This is a genomic window from Pseudomonas sp. NFACC13-1, from assembly GCF_900104425.1.
In the GTDB taxonomy this organism is placed as follows: domain Bacteria; phylum Pseudomonadota; class Gammaproteobacteria; order Pseudomonadales; family Pseudomonadaceae; genus Aquipseudomonas; species Aquipseudomonas fluorescens_AA.
This window is the reverse complement of sequence record NZ_FMXV01000038.1, coordinates 11746-23975: the sequence shown is the minus strand read 5'-3', so window position 1 is coordinate 23975 and position 12230 is coordinate 11746. Positions and strand designations below refer to the sequence as shown.

Here is a 12230-nt window from a genome sequence, read left to right as displayed (position 1 = left end):
GAGGGAGGCACCATGGCAGTCGCCGTGATTCAAATGGTCAGCCAAAGCGACGTGCTCGCCAACCTGGCCCGTGCCCGGGTGTTGCTGGAGCAGGCTGCCGCCGGCGGCGCGAGGCTGGCAGTGCTGCCGGAGAATTTCGCGGCGATGGGGCGACGGGACATCGCCGATATCGGCCGTGCCGAAGCCTTTGGTCAGGGACCGATCCTGCCGTGGTTGAAACAGGTCGCCCGTGACCTCAAGTTATGGATTGTGGCCGGCACGCTGCCGTTGCCGCCGGTGGGCCAGCCCGAGGCCAGGTCCCATGCCTGTTCGTTGCTGGTCGACGACCAGGGCCAGATCGTGGCGCGTTATGACAAGCTGCACCTGTTCGATGTGGATGTGGCGGACAATCGCGGGCGCTATCGCGAGTCGGATGACTATGCTTATGGTGCCAACGTGGTGGTTGCCGATACCCCCGTCGGCCGGGTGGGCCTGACGGTTTGTTATGACTTGCGGTTTCCGGAACTCTACAGCGAGCTGCGGGCGGCCGGGGCCGAGTTGATCACGGCACCGTCGGCGTTTACCGCGGTGACCGGCGCGGCCCATTGGGACGTGCTGATCCGCGCCCGGGCCATCGAGACCCAGTGCTACGTGCTGGCGGCCGCCCAGGGTGGCGTGCATCCGGGGCCTCGGGAAACCTTTGGCCATGCCGCGATTGTCGACCCCTGGGGCCGCGTGCTGGCACAGCAGGATCAAGGCGAGGCCGTGCTGGTGGCCGAGCGCGACAGCAGCGAACAAGCGTCCATCCGGGCGCGCATGCCGGTGGCCAGCCATCGGCGCTTTTTCTCGCAGGGCGCTCGACAGCGGCCTGTCCAAGACGACGAATCCAAGGCGTAAAACATATGAGCGGGTTGTTATCCTCAGTCAGTGAGCACCTTTTAGCCCCTGGCGGCGTGACGCTTGAAAGCCTGCAAGGCGTGCTGGGCGACCTGGCCGGCCCGGGCATCGATGCCGCCGACCTGTATTTCCAGGGCCAGATTTCCGAGTCCTGGTCGCTGGAGGACGGCATCGTCAAGGAAGGCAGTTTCAACCTTGACCAGGGTGTGGGCGTGCGCGCCCAGTCCGGGGAAAAGACCGGTTTCGCCTACAGCAACGCCATCACCCTTGAAGCCCTGGGGGCCGCGGCCCGTGCGGCCCGCTCGATCTCCCGCGCCGGGCAGAATGGTACGGTCCAGGCGTTCAGCAGCCAGGACGTGGCGCAACTCTATGCCCCGGACAACCCGCTGGAGGTCATGAGCCGCGCCGAGAAAGTCGAATTGCTCAAGCGCATCGACGTCGCCACCCGTGCCCTCGACCCGCGCATCCAGCAGGTGTCGGTCAGCATGGCCGGGGTCTGGGAGCGGATCCTGGTGGCTTCCACCGATGGCGGCCTGGCGGCGGACGTGCGACCGCTGGTGCGTTTCAATGTCAGCGTCATCGTCGAGCAGAACGGTCGTCGTGAGCGCGGTGGCCATGGCGGTGGCGGGCGCACCGATTACCGTTATTTCCTCAGTGAAGACCGCGCCATGGGCTACGCCCGCGAAGCGTTGCGCCAGGCCCTGGTCAATCTGGAAGCCATCCCGGCTCCGGCCGGTACGTTGCCGGTGGTGCTCGGCTCCGGCTGGTCCGGTGTGCTGCTGCACGAAGCGGTGGGCCACGGCCTGGAAGGCGATTTCAACCGCAAGGGCAGTTCGGCCTACAGCGGGCGCATGGGGGAAATGGTCGCTTCGAAACTCTGCACCATTGTCGATGACGGTACCCTGGCCGGGCGTCGTGGCTCCCTGAGCGTCGACGATGAAGGCACGCCAACCGAATGCACCACGCTGATCGAGAACGGGGTGCTCAAGGGTTACATGCAGGACAAGCTCAACGCCCGGCTGATGGGCGTGGCACGCACCGGTAACGGTCGCCGCGAGTCTTACGCGCACCTGCCGATGCCGCGCATGACCAATACCTACATGCTGGGTGGCCAAAGCGACCCGGCGGAAATCATCGCCTCGGTGAAAAAAGGCATCTATTGCGCCAACCTCGGCGGCGGCCAAGTGGACATCACCAGCGGCAAGTTCGTGTTCTCCACCAGCGAGGCCTACCTGATCGAAGACGGCAAGATCACCGCACCGGTCAAGGGGGCGACCCTGATCGGCAATGGGCCGGAGGCGATGAGCAAGGTGTCGATGGTCGGTAACGACCTGGCGCTGGACAGCGGTGTGGGGACGTGTGGCAAGGACGGGCAATCGGTGCCGGTGGGCGTCGGCCAGCCGACCCTGAAGATCGATGCGATTACCGTGGGTGGCACGGGCGCGTAAGGATGATACGGTCCCCTATGAGCTGCGTAGGAGCTGTCGTAGGAGCTGTCGAGTGCAACGAGGCTGCGATCTTTCCCCAGACACTTGAGTCTCAAGCGAAAGATCAAAAGATCGCAGGCTTCGCCAGCTCCTACGGACCCGGTGAAACTCAGCGCAAGCCGCGTTGGGTCTCGTCCAGCTCACGGATGTACTTGAAGATTTTACGGCTCGAGGCCGGTGGCTTGTTCTGCGCCAGTTCGTGCTGGGCCTGACGGATCAGGGAGCGCAATTGCTGGCGATCGGCCTCCGGGTAGTCGATGACGAATTTTTCCAGCACGCCGTCGTCGCCTGCGATCAAGCGATCGCGCCAGCGCTCCAGGTTGTGGAAGCGTTCGTTGTACTGCCGGGTGGAGGCATCGAGTTGATCGAGCAGCACCAGGATGGCGTCAGTGTCCTGATCGCGCATCAGTTTGCCGATGAATTGCAGGTGCCGTTTACGCGCGATATTCGCGGTGTGCTTGGGCGCATCGGCCAGGGCCCGACGCAAGGCGTCGGTCAAAGGCAATTTGGCCAGCAAGTCAGGCTTGAGTGTTGTCAGGCGCTCGCCGAGGTCAACCAGAGCATGCAGCTCGCGTTTGACCTGGGATTTGCTTTTTTCACCCTCGTAGAGGGAGTCGTCGTAAGAATCAACCATGGTGGCAGTCCGCAAAGAAACGCCGCCATGATAACCAGTCGGGGGCCGCTTGTCCGGCCCGGTCGCTCGATGGCCATCACCGAAAACAGAATTTGAGTGGAGAACACCATGAGTGCAGTTCAAAGCGTCGGCCCGCAGGCATTGCCGGCACTGCAGGAACAAGTCGAGCAGATCCTCGCCGAGGCCAAGCGACAAGGCGCCAGTGCGTGCGAGGTGGCGGTGTCCCTGGAGCAGGGCCTGTCGACGTCGGTACGCCAGCGCGAGGTGGAAACCGTCGAATTCAATCGCGACCAGGGCTTTGGCATCACCTTGTACGTGGGCCAGCGCAAAGGCTCGGCCAGCACGTCGGCCAGCGGCCCGGACGCTATTCGCGAAACCGTCGCCGCGGCACTGGCGATTGCCCAGCACACCTCCGAAGACGAAGCCTCGGGCCTGGCCGATGCCGCGCTGATGTGCAAGGAACTGCGCGACTTCGACCTGTTTCACGCCTGGGACATCACCCCTGAACAGGCCATCGAACAGGCGCTGCGTTGCGAAGCGGCGGCGTTCGATGCCGACTCGCGGATCAAGAATGCCGACGGTACGACGCTCAATACCCACCAGGGCTGCCGTGTCTACGGCAACAGCCACGGTTTCATCGGCGGTTATGCATCGACCCGCCACAGCCTCAGTTGCGTCATGATTGCCGAAGCCAACGGCCAGATGCAGCGTGATTACTGGTACGACGTCAACCGCCAGGGCACCTTGCTGGCGGACCCGGTGAGCATCGGCCAGAAAGCCGCGCAACGGGCGGCCAGCCGCCTGGGTGCACGGCCGGTGCCGACCTGCGAAGTGCCAGTGCTGTTTTCTGCCGAGCTGGCCGGTGGCCTGTTCGGCAGCTTCCTGTCAGCGGTGTCCGGCGGCAATCTGTATCGCAAGTCGTCATTCCTCGAAGGCGCGCTGGGCCAGAAACTGTTCCCGGAATGGATGACCATCGACGAGCGTCCGCACCTGATGCAGGCCATGGGCAGCTCCGCGTTCGACGGCGATGGCCTGGCCACCTACGCCAAGCCGTTCGTGGAAAAAGGCGAGCTGGTGTCCTACATCCTCGGCACCTATTCGGGACGCAAACTCGGCATGCCGAGCACCGCCAATGCCGGTGGCGTGCATAACCTGTTCGTGACCCATGGCGAAGAAGACCAGGCCGCCTTGCTGCGGCGCATGGGCCGGGGCCTGCTGGTGACGGAACTGATGGGCCATGGCCTGAACATGGTCACCGGCGACTATTCCCGTGGCGCGGCGGGTTTCTGGGTCGAGAATGGCGAGATCCAGTTCCCGGTCCAGGAAGTCACCATCGCCGGGAACATGCGCGACATGTTCAAGCAGATCGTGGCCGTGGGGAATGACCTGGAACTGCGCAGCAACATCCGCACCGGCTCGGTACTGATCGAGCGGATGACAGTGGCGGGTAGCTGACCTTCGATCGCAGAAAAAAAGGCGCGTCATCCAAGTGGGTGACGCGCTTTTTTATGTTCGCAGATCCCTGTTTGGACCGGGGGACACGGTGGACGCCCTGTGGTGAGGGGATAAATCCCCTCGCCATAATGATGCGCTCCCAGGCTTGTGTTGCTTCTTATTATCATCTAATAATGAATCTCATTCGCCGAGTGTGAGCCCCGGTCATGAGTTCTGCCCTGCACGAACAACCCTACCTTGAAAGCTGGCGCTGGATGAGCCGCCAGATCCGTTGCGCGATGAACCCGGACGAACCGCGGCTGATCGAGCACTACCTGGCCGAGGGCCGCTATCTGGCCTGTTGCACCGCCACCTCGCCGTGGATGATCTCCGAAACCGCCTTCCGCCTGCTGCTCGACACCGCTTCGGATGTCGCGCTGCCCTGGCATTGGCGCAGCCTCTGCCTCGACCAGGCCTGGCGCCCCCTGCGTGACCTCGAACGCCAATCACTGTGCCGCTGCCGCCTCAAGCGCTGGCAGAGCCATGCCTGGGCGCTGGCGACCTGCGCCCTGGCACCATCGATTCCCCTTATTGAACTGGTGCAAGGATCTCCCGATGAGTAATACCCGTATCGAACGCGACAGCATGGGCGAGCTGCACGTCCCGGTGGACGCCCTATATGGCGCCCAGACCCAGCGTGCCGTGGATAACTTCCCGGTCAGCGGCCAGCGGATGCCAGCGCCATTCATCCGCGCCCTGATCCTGGCCAAGGCCGCGGCCGCCCGGGCCAACGTGGAGCTGGAACAGATCAGCGCGGCCCAGGGCAAGGCCATCGTCGATGCCGCCCTGGGGCTGCTCGAAGGCCGTTTCATGGATCATTTTCCGGTGGATATCTTCCAGACCGGCTCCGGCACCAGCTCCAACATGAACGCCAACGAAGTGATCGCCACCCTCGCCAGCGGCCTGTTGGGAGAGACGATCAACCCGAACGACCATGTCAACTGCGGCCAGAGCAGCAACGACATCATCCCCACCAGCATTCATGTCAGTGCCGCGCTGGCCTTGCATGAGCAACTGCTGCCGGCGTTGTTACACCTGGTGCAGGTGATCGAGCGCAAGGCCGAAGAAGTCCATCCGTTCATCAAGACGGGTCGCACCCACCTGATGGATGCCATGCCGGTGCGCCTGAGCCAGGTGCTCGACGGTTGGGCGCAACAGCTCAAGGCCAATATCGGCCACCTGCAGGACCTGCTGCCTAGCCTGCAATCCCTGGCCCAGGGCGGCACGGCGGTCGGCACGGGGGTCAATGCCCATCCGCGTTTCGCCGAGCTGTTCAGCCAACAGCTGACGCAATTGACCCACGTGCAATTCACCCCGGGCAAGAACCTGTTCGCGCTGATCGGCTCCCAGGACACCGCGGTGGCGGTTTCCGGACAGCTCAAGACCACGGCCGTGTCGCTGATGAAAATCGCCAACGACCTGCGCTGGATGAACTCCGGGCCGCTGGCGGGCCTGGGCGAGATCGAACTCGAAGGCCTGCAGCCGGGCTCCTCGATCATGCCCGGCAAGGTCAACCCGGTCATTCCTGAAGCCACCGCGATGGTCGCGGCCCAGGTGATCGGTAACGACACGGTGATCACCATTGCCGGTCAATCGGGCAACTTCGAATTGAACGTGATGTTGCCGATCATCGCCCAGAACCTGCTGAGCAGTATCGCCCTGATGTCCAGCGCCAGCCGCTTGCTCGCGGACAAGGCCATCGCCACGTTCAAGGTCAACGAAGCCAGGCTCAAGGAAGCGTTGTCGCGCAACCCGATCCTGGTGACTGCGCTGAATCCGATCATCGGTTACCAGAAGGCCGCTGAAATCGCCAAGAAGGCTTATCAGCAAGGCCGACCGGTCATCGATGTCGCCCTGGAACACACCGACCTGTCTCGCAGCGAACTCGAAGTCCTGCTGGACCCGGAGAAGCTCACCGCCGGCGGCGTGTAACCCCGACACCTGTGTGGAGGACTCACCATGGAACACTGGAAACGTACGATCGAACGGGCCAATCGCTGTTTCATGCTGGGCGAGCTGGTGGATGCCCGCGAAGCCTACCTGCAAGCCTTGGCGCTGGCCCAAGTGTTGTTCGAGCGCTGGGCGGATGCCGACGAAGCGGTCGCGGCTTGCGTCGTCTCCCATCACAACCTGGCGGACCTGCACTTGCGCCTGAACCAGCCGGAGGAGAGCGCTGAATACTTGTGTGCGATCCATCAACGGTTGTTGCAGACGATGCAGGACGAACGCCTGGCACCGGCCTTGCGCGCCGCCGCCCAGCGCCAGAGCCACAAGACCTACGTCGAACTGCTGAATTTCATCAGCGAGCACGGTGAGTACCCACGCACCCAGCGCCTGCTGCATTGCAATGCCGCCACGCCCCGGCAACGCAATGCCCCTCTTCATTATGGAGTTCATTGAACATGGCTTTTACCTTGCCTGCATTGCCCTACGCCTACGACGCCCTGGAACCGCACATTGATGCGCAAACCATGGAGATCCACTACACCAAGCATCACCAGACCTACATCAATAACCTCAACGCGGCGGTGGACGGCACCGAATACGCCGAATGGCCCGTCGAAAAACTGGTGTCCAGCGTGGAGCAGTTGCCAGCAAGTCTGAAGGCTGCGGTGATCAACCAGGGTGGTGGCCATGCCAATCATTCGTTGTTCTGGGAGGTGATGACGCCCCAGGGCTGCGGCCTGCCCGAGGGCGCCCTGGCGGCGGCGATCGATGCGCAACTGGGCGGTATCGAGCGTTTCAAGGAAGCGTTCACCAAAGCGGCACTGACCCGTTTCGGCAGCGGCTGGGCCTGGCTGAGCGTGACCCCGCAAAAGACCCTGGTGGTGGAGAGCAGCGGCAACCAGGACAGCCCGCTGATGAATGGCAACACGCCGATCCTTGGCCTGGACGTCTGGGAACATGCCTATTACCTGCGCTACCAGAACCGTCGTCCGGAATACATCAGCGCCTTCTACAACGTGATCAATTGGCCTGAAGTCGCCCGACGCTATCAGGCGGCGCTGGCGTCGAGTCCTTCATGAACCCCCTCCAAGGCTGACTATGGATACTCAAACACTGGCGATTGGAAGCGGACGGATGTTCCGCTATGCCTTGGGGTCGTTGTTGCTGTTGGCCGGGATGACGTTGTTGGCGGCCCAGGGCCTGGCGTGGCTGGACCTGGAGCCCAGGCTGTTGCGAGCCCTTCAGGGCGGCGGACTTTGTGCCTTGGGCACCGCGCTGGGGGCCGTGCCGGTGCTGGTCATCCGGCGCATGCCCCAGGCCGTGAGCGATTCGCTGCTGGGCTTCGGTGCCGGGGTGATGCTCGCGGCCACGGCGTTTTCGCTGATCGTGCCGGGCATTGCCGCGGCGCAGCAGTTGGGCTTCACGCCTTGGGCGGCCAGCGGCCTTATCTGTTTTGGCATTCTGTCGGGGGCGTTCGGGCTTTACCTGATGGACCGCAAGGTCTCGGCCAGCCCCGAAAGGCTGGTGGCGGCGTCGGGACGCCCGATCATTGCGCCGCGGATCTGGCTGTTCGTGTTCGCCATCATCGCCCACAACATTCCAGAAGGCATGGCGGTGGGCGTGTCGGCGGGCGGCGGCATGCCGGATGCCGACAGCCTGGCGATGGGCATCGCCTTGCAGGATGTCCCCGAAGGGCTGGTGATCGCGCTGGTACTGGCCACGGCGGGCATGTCGCGGGTCAAGGCGTTCCTGATTGGCGCGGCGTCAGGGTTGGTCGAGCCCGTGTTCGCGCTGCTGTGCGCCTGGTTGGTGAGCCTGGCCGAGCTGCTCTTGCCCCTGGGCCTGGCGTTGGCGGCTGGGGCGATGCTGCTGGTGGTGACCCATGAGGTCATTCCCGAATCCCGCCGCAATGGTCACGAGAAACTGGCGAGCCTGGGTTTGTTGGTGGGGTTTTGCCTGATGATGGTGCTGGATACGGCGTTGGCGTGACAGGGGGAATCTGTGTGACAGGGATCATCCGTGGGAAGGGACCATTTGTGGCGAGGGGATTTATCCCCGCTGGGCTGCGAAGCAGCCCAAAACCTACTCTCGCGGTATCTCTGGTCGATTGTATGGGCCTTTTTTTGGGGGGCTGCTTCGCACCCCAGCGGGGATAAATCCCCTCGCCACAGGGGGTTATTCGCCTTCGTCGAAATATCGGTTGATCAGGTCCACCAGGGCATCCATCGCTTCCTGTGCCTGATCCCCTTCAGTGCTCAGGTGGATCTTGGTGCCCTTGCCGGCGGCGAGCATCATCATCGCCATGATGCTTTTGCCGTCGACCGTGGATTCCGGCGTGCGGCCGACCCTGATGGTGGTGTCCTTGAACTGTCCCGCGACTCCGACAAACTTGGCCGACGCTCGGGCATGCAAACCCAGCTTGTTGATGATTTCAATTTCCTGAGCAGGCATCGCGGTGTGAATCCTTTAGCTGAGGTCGCGGTGGCGAACCTGGACATTCTTCAGGGATTTTTGCAGGAGCTGACCGAGGCGTTCGGTCAGGTAGACGGAGCGGTGATGGCCGCCGGTACAGCCGATGGCGATCGTGACATAGGCGCGGTTGCTCGCGGCAAAGCGGGGTAGCCATTTGAGCAGGTAGCTGGAGATGTCCTGGTACATTTCCTCGACGTCCGGCTGTGCGGCCAGGTAGTCGATCACCGGTTGATCGAGCCCGGACTGCTCGCGCAGTTCCGGTTTCCAATAAGGGTTGGGCAGGCAGCGCACATCGAACACCAGGTCGGCGTCTACCGGCATGCCACGCTTGAAGCCGAACGACTCCACCAGGAATGCCGTGCCCGGTTCCGGTTGGTTCAGCAGGCGCAGCTTGATGGTGTCGCGCAACTGATACAGGTTCAGGTGCGTGGTGTTGACCTTCAGGTCCGCCAGGTCGGCGATCGGCCCCAGCAGCTGGCTTTCATCTTCGATGGCTTCGGCCAGGGAGCGGTTGGCGTTGCTCAGCGGGTGACGCCGGCGGGTTTCGGAAAAACGCTTGAGCAGCGTCTCTTCATCGGCATCCAGGTACAACACATCGCATTGAATATGCCGGCTGCGCACTTCTTCCAGCAGTTCTGGAAAGCGCGACAGATGGCTCGGCAGGTTGCGCGCATCGATGGACACCGCCACCAGCGGCTGCGCCAGCTCGGTGTGGATCAGGGCGCGCTCGGCCAGTTCCGGCAGCAGGCCAGCGGGCAGGTTGTCGATGCAATAGTAGCCGCTGTCCTCAAGCACGTTGAGGGCCGTGCTTTTACCGGAGCCGGAGCGGCCACTGACGATGATCATGCGCATGTTTAATGACCGTTCTGCTCGTCCAGGACCACCTGGTACAGAGCTTCGTTACTCGACGCGCCGCGCAGTTTCTCGCGCACTTCCTTGCGGTCCAGCATGCTGGCGATCTGGCGCAGCAGCTCGAGGTGCGCATCGGTCGCCGCTTCCGGAACCAGCAATACGAACAGCAGGTCGACCGGAGCGCCGTCGATGGCATCGAAATCTATGGGGGCTTCAAGGTGCAACAGTGCGCTGATGGGCGCGATACAACCCTTGAGGCGGCAATGGGGGATGGCGATGCCGTTGCCAAAACCGGTGGAACCGAGTTTTTCACGGGCAACCAGCGCCTCGAAGACGTCCTGCATTCCCAGATCCGGCACTTCGCGGTGGATCAGGTTGGCAGTTTGTTCGAGGGCTTTCTTTTTACTGCCGCCCGGCGCGTTCACCAGGGAACGGCCGGGGGTCAGGATGTTTTCTAGTCGGATCATGGATTGGGGGGGTTAACGACCGGTCGCGCCCTGGAGGAGGCTCTGGGTCTTTTCCTTATGCTTTTTGAGTTGGCGATCCAGCTTGTCGGTCAGCAGGTCAATCGCGGCATACATGTCTGTGTGCTCTGCGTTGGCGACCACTTCTCCGCCGGGGATATGCAGCGTGGCTTCGATTTTCTGCAGCAGCTTCTCGACGTTCATCGTGACTTGCACGTTGGTGATCTTGTCGAAATGCCTCTCCAACCGGTCGAGTTTTTCGCCGATGTAGGTGCGCAGGGGTTCGGTCACTTCCAGTTGGTGTCCACTGATGTTGACTTGCATACAGCTTCTCCTTCGTTGCCAGTGCATAAAGCGGCAGGCAGAAATGCCTGCCACTGGAACGCTGTGGCGTGGCCTGTTACATCAACCGCTTGCGTTCGCTCGAAGGCGCGATCCCGAGGGATTCGCGGTATTTGGCGACGGTACGGCGGGCCACCTGAATGCCTTGTGCCTCCAGTAAACCAGCGATCTTGCTGTCACTCAACGGCTTTTTCTGATTTTCCGCGGCCACCAGTTTTTTGATGATCGCGCGGATGGCCGTGGACGAGCATTCGCCGCCTTCGGAGGTGCTGACGTGGCTGGAGAAAAAGTATTTCAATTCATAGATGCCCCGGGGGGTATGCATGAATTTCTGGGTGGTCACCCGGGAAATCGTCGACTCGTGCATGCCCACTGCCTCGGCAATGTCATGCAGGACCAACGGTTTCATCGCCTCATCGCCGTACTCCAGGAAGCCGCGCTGATGCTCGACGATCTGGGTGGCCACTTTCATCAGGGTTTCGTTGCGGCTTTGCAGGCTCTTGATGAACCAGCGGGCTTCCTGCAACTGGTTGCGCATGAAGGTGTTGTCGGCGCTGGTGTCGGCGCGCTTGACGAAGCCGGCGTACTGGGCGTTGACCCGCAGCTTGGGCACCGACTCCTGGTTGAGCTCCACCAGCCAGCGATCGTTGTGCTTGCGCACGATCACGTCGGGCACCACGTACTCAGGCTCGGTGGATTCGATCTGCGAGCCGGGGCGCGGGTTGAGGCTCTGGACCAGCTCGATGACCTGGCGCAGCTCATCTTCCTTGAGCTTCATGCGCCGCATCAACTGGCTGTAATCGCGACCGCCCAGCAGGTCGATGTAATCGGTGACCAATCGCTTGGCTTCGGCCAGCCATGGCGTCTTGGCAGGCAACTGGCGCAGTTGCAGCAGCAGGCACTCGCCTAGGTTGCGGGCGCCGATGCCGGCCGGTTCGAATTGCTGGATGCGATGGAGGACGGCTTCGATCTCGTCCAGCTCGATGTCGAGCTCGGGGTCGAAGGCTTCGAGGATCTCTTCGAGGGTCTCGTCCAGGTAGCCCTGGTTGTTGATGCAGTCGATCAGGGTCACGGCGATCAGGCGATCGGTGTCGGACATCGGCGCCAGGTTCAGTTGCCACAGCAGGTGGCTTTGCAGGCTTTCGCCGGCCGAGGTACGGGTGGTGAAGTCCCACTCGTCGTCATCGCTGCTGGGCAGGTTGCTGGCGCTGGTCTGGTAGACGTCTTCCCAGGCCGTGTCCACGGGCAGCTCGTTGGGGATGCGCTCGTTCCATTCGCCATCCTCGAGGTTATCCACCGTCGGGGCGGCTTCCTGGTAGGACGGTTCCGGGACCTCGGTATTGGTCTTCTGCTCGACGTTGTCGGCCAGCGGATCGGTGTTGTCGAAGTCGTCGCCTTCTTCCTGGCGTTCGAGCATCGGATTGGACTCCAGGGCCTCCTGGATTTCCTGTTGCAGGTCCAGGGTCGACAATTGGAGCAGGCGGATGGCCTGTTGCAGCTGCGGTGTCATCGTCAGCTGCTGGCCCATTCTCAAGACTAGCGATGGTTTCATGGCAGGGGCTTAACACCTTATTCGCCGGCGCACATGCGCCATCCACTACAGGGCGCCGGAGCGCCAAACTTAAGCAAATTATATGCCTGAAACTGAAGTGTTTGCCTAGA

The 12230-nt window shown here is 62.4% G+C and carries 14 protein-coding genes; 8 read left to right on the top strand and 6 right to left on the bottom strand.

All coding sequences use genetic code 11. The features are described from left to right. Nucleotides 1-12 precede the first annotated feature (12 nt). Both BLQ55_RS28940 and tldD read left to right on the top strand, forming a co-directional pair. Nucleotides 13-876 carry a carbon-nitrogen hydrolase family protein gene (locus tag BLQ55_RS28940; RefSeq protein ID WP_092258874.1) on the top strand — a complete coding sequence of 288 codons (864 nt, stop codon included), beginning with the start codon at nucleotides 13-15 and terminating at the stop codon, nucleotides 874-876. 5 nt (nucleotides 877-881) lie between these two features. Beyond that, complete coding sequence (gene tldD, locus BLQ55_RS28935) at nucleotides 882-2324, top strand: metalloprotease TldD (protein WP_003197828.1); 1443 nt, start codon at nucleotides 882-884, stop codon at nucleotides 2322-2324. A gap of 148 nt (nucleotides 2325-2472) precedes the next feature. Here the strand turns inward: tldD and yjgA are convergent, their stop codons facing one another. Then, entirely contained in the window at nucleotides 2473-2997 is a 525-nt protein-coding gene (yjgA, locus tag BLQ55_RS28930; RefSeq protein ID WP_003197830.1) for a ribosome biogenesis factor YjgA, read from the bottom strand. 108 nt (nucleotides 2998-3105) lie between these two features. On the opposite strand from yjgA, the gene pmbA reads away from it, so the two are divergent. The 6 genes from pmbA to BLQ55_RS28900 all read left to right on the top strand — a co-directional run bounded on the left by pmbA (nucleotide 3106) and on the right by BLQ55_RS28900 (nucleotide 8427). Then, complete coding sequence (gene pmbA / locus BLQ55_RS28925) at nucleotides 3106-4452, top strand: metalloprotease PmbA (protein ID WP_060739165.1); 1347 nt, start codon at nucleotides 3106-3108, stop codon at nucleotides 4450-4452. 206 nt (nucleotides 4453-4658) lie between these two features. Continuing rightward, nucleotides 4659-5054, top strand: a complete 396-nt coding sequence (locus BLQ55_RS28920) for a hypothetical protein (RefSeq protein ID WP_053118468.1) — start codon at nucleotides 4659-4661, stop codon at nucleotides 5052-5054. Then, nucleotides 5047-6423, top strand: a complete 1377-nt coding sequence (locus BLQ55_RS28915; protein ID WP_092205000.1) for a class II fumarate hydratase — start codon at nucleotides 5047-5049, stop codon at nucleotides 6421-6423. The genes BLQ55_RS28920 and BLQ55_RS28915 overlap by 8 nt, the downstream gene beginning before the upstream one ends. A gap of 27 nt (nucleotides 6424-6450) precedes the next feature. Continuing rightward, nucleotides 6451-6891 (top strand): hypothetical protein, encoded by a 441-nt coding sequence (locus BLQ55_RS28910; protein WP_072410865.1) that lies wholly within the window; start codon nucleotides 6451-6453, stop codon nucleotides 6889-6891. A 2-nt stretch (nucleotides 6892-6893) separates the two neighbouring features. After that, nucleotides 6894-7517, top strand: a complete 624-nt coding sequence (locus tag BLQ55_RS28905) for a superoxide dismutase (protein ID WP_092258871.1) — start codon at nucleotides 6894-6896, stop codon at nucleotides 7515-7517. A gap of 19 nt (nucleotides 7518-7536) precedes the next feature. Continuing rightward, the gene (locus BLQ55_RS28900) at nucleotides 7537-8427 is read left to right on the top strand and encodes a ZIP family metal transporter (protein WP_092258868.1); all 891 of its coding nucleotides are present in this window, start codon (nucleotides 7537-7539) and stop codon (nucleotides 8425-8427) included. A gap of 186 nt (nucleotides 8428-8613) precedes the next feature. Here the strand turns inward: BLQ55_RS28900 and BLQ55_RS28895 are convergent, their stop codons facing one another. The 5 genes from BLQ55_RS28895 to BLQ55_RS28875 form a co-directional block, all read right to left on the bottom strand. After that, the gene (locus BLQ55_RS28895) at nucleotides 8614-8889 is read right to left on the bottom strand and encodes an HPr family phosphocarrier protein (RefSeq protein WP_092205003.1); all 276 of its coding nucleotides are present in this window, start codon (nucleotides 8887-8889) and stop codon (nucleotides 8614-8616) included. 15 nt (nucleotides 8890-8904) lie between these two features. Continuing rightward, the gene (gene rapZ / locus BLQ55_RS28890) at nucleotides 8905-9762 is read right to left on the bottom strand and encodes an RNase adapter RapZ (RefSeq protein ID WP_092171547.1); all 858 of its coding nucleotides are present in this window, start codon (nucleotides 9760-9762) and stop codon (nucleotides 8905-8907) included. 2 nt (nucleotides 9763-9764) lie between these two features. Then, the gene (gene ptsN / locus BLQ55_RS28885; protein WP_092205004.1) at nucleotides 9765-10229 is read right to left on the bottom strand and encodes a PTS IIA-like nitrogen regulatory protein PtsN; all 465 of its coding nucleotides are present in this window, start codon (nucleotides 10227-10229) and stop codon (nucleotides 9765-9767) included. Between the two features lie 12 nt (nucleotides 10230-10241). Then, nucleotides 10242-10550: a ribosome hibernation-promoting factor, HPF/YfiA family gene (hpf, locus tag BLQ55_RS28880; protein WP_003178005.1), complete on the bottom strand. Its 309-nt coding sequence runs from the start codon at nucleotides 10548-10550 to the stop codon at nucleotides 10242-10244. 76 nt (nucleotides 10551-10626) lie between these two features. Further along, a complete protein-coding gene (locus tag BLQ55_RS28875; RefSeq protein ID WP_092205005.1) occupies nucleotides 10627-12120 on the bottom strand; it encodes an RNA polymerase factor sigma-54 in 1494 nt (497 codons plus the stop codon). Nucleotides 12121-12230: the final 110 nt, after the last annotated feature.

Bases quoted from the DNA above. Each gene is read 5' to 3' on its own strand.
- BLQ55_RS28940 (WP_092258874.1), top strand. From the start codon at position 13: ATGGCAGTCGCCGTGATTCAAATGGTCAGCCAAAGCGACGTGCTCGCC.
- tldD (WP_003197828.1), top strand. From the start codon at position 882: ATGAGCGGGTTGTTATCCTCAGTCAGTGAGCACCTTTTAGCCCCTGGC.
- yjgA (WP_003197830.1), bottom strand. From the start codon at position 2,997: ATGGTTGATTCTTACGACGACTCCCTCTACGAGGGTGAAAAAAGCAAA.
- pmbA (WP_060739165.1), top strand. From the start codon at position 3,106: ATGAGTGCAGTTCAAAGCGTCGGCCCGCAGGCATTGCCGGCACTGCAG.
- BLQ55_RS28920 (WP_053118468.1), top strand. From the start codon at position 4,659: ATGAGTTCTGCCCTGCACGAACAACCCTACCTTGAAAGCTGGCGCTGG.
- BLQ55_RS28915 (WP_092205000.1), top strand. From the start codon at position 5,047: ATGAGTAATACCCGTATCGAACGCGACAGCATGGGCGAGCTGCACGTC.
- BLQ55_RS28910 (WP_072410865.1), top strand. From the start codon at position 6,451: ATGGAACACTGGAAACGTACGATCGAACGGGCCAATCGCTGTTTCATG.
- BLQ55_RS28905 (WP_092258871.1), top strand. From the start codon at position 6,894: ATGGCTTTTACCTTGCCTGCATTGCCCTACGCCTACGACGCCCTGGAA.
- BLQ55_RS28900 (WP_092258868.1), top strand. From the start codon at position 7,537: ATGGATACTCAAACACTGGCGATTGGAAGCGGACGGATGTTCCGCTAT.
- BLQ55_RS28895 (WP_092205003.1), bottom strand. From the start codon at position 8,889: ATGCCTGCTCAGGAAATTGAAATCATCAACAAGCTGGGTTTGCATGCC.
- rapZ (WP_092171547.1), bottom strand. From the start codon at position 9,762: ATGCGCATGATCATCGTCAGTGGCCGCTCCGGCTCCGGTAAAAGCACG.
- ptsN (WP_092205004.1), bottom strand. From the start codon at position 10,229: ATGATCCGACTAGAAAACATCCTGACCCCCGGCCGTTCCCTGGTGAAC.
- hpf (WP_003178005.1), bottom strand. From the start codon at position 10,550: ATGCAAGTCAACATCAGTGGACACCAACTGGAAGTGACCGAACCCCTG.
- BLQ55_RS28875 (WP_092205005.1), bottom strand. From the start codon at position 12,120: ATGAAACCATCGCTAGTCTTGAGAATGGGCCAGCAGCTGACGATGACA.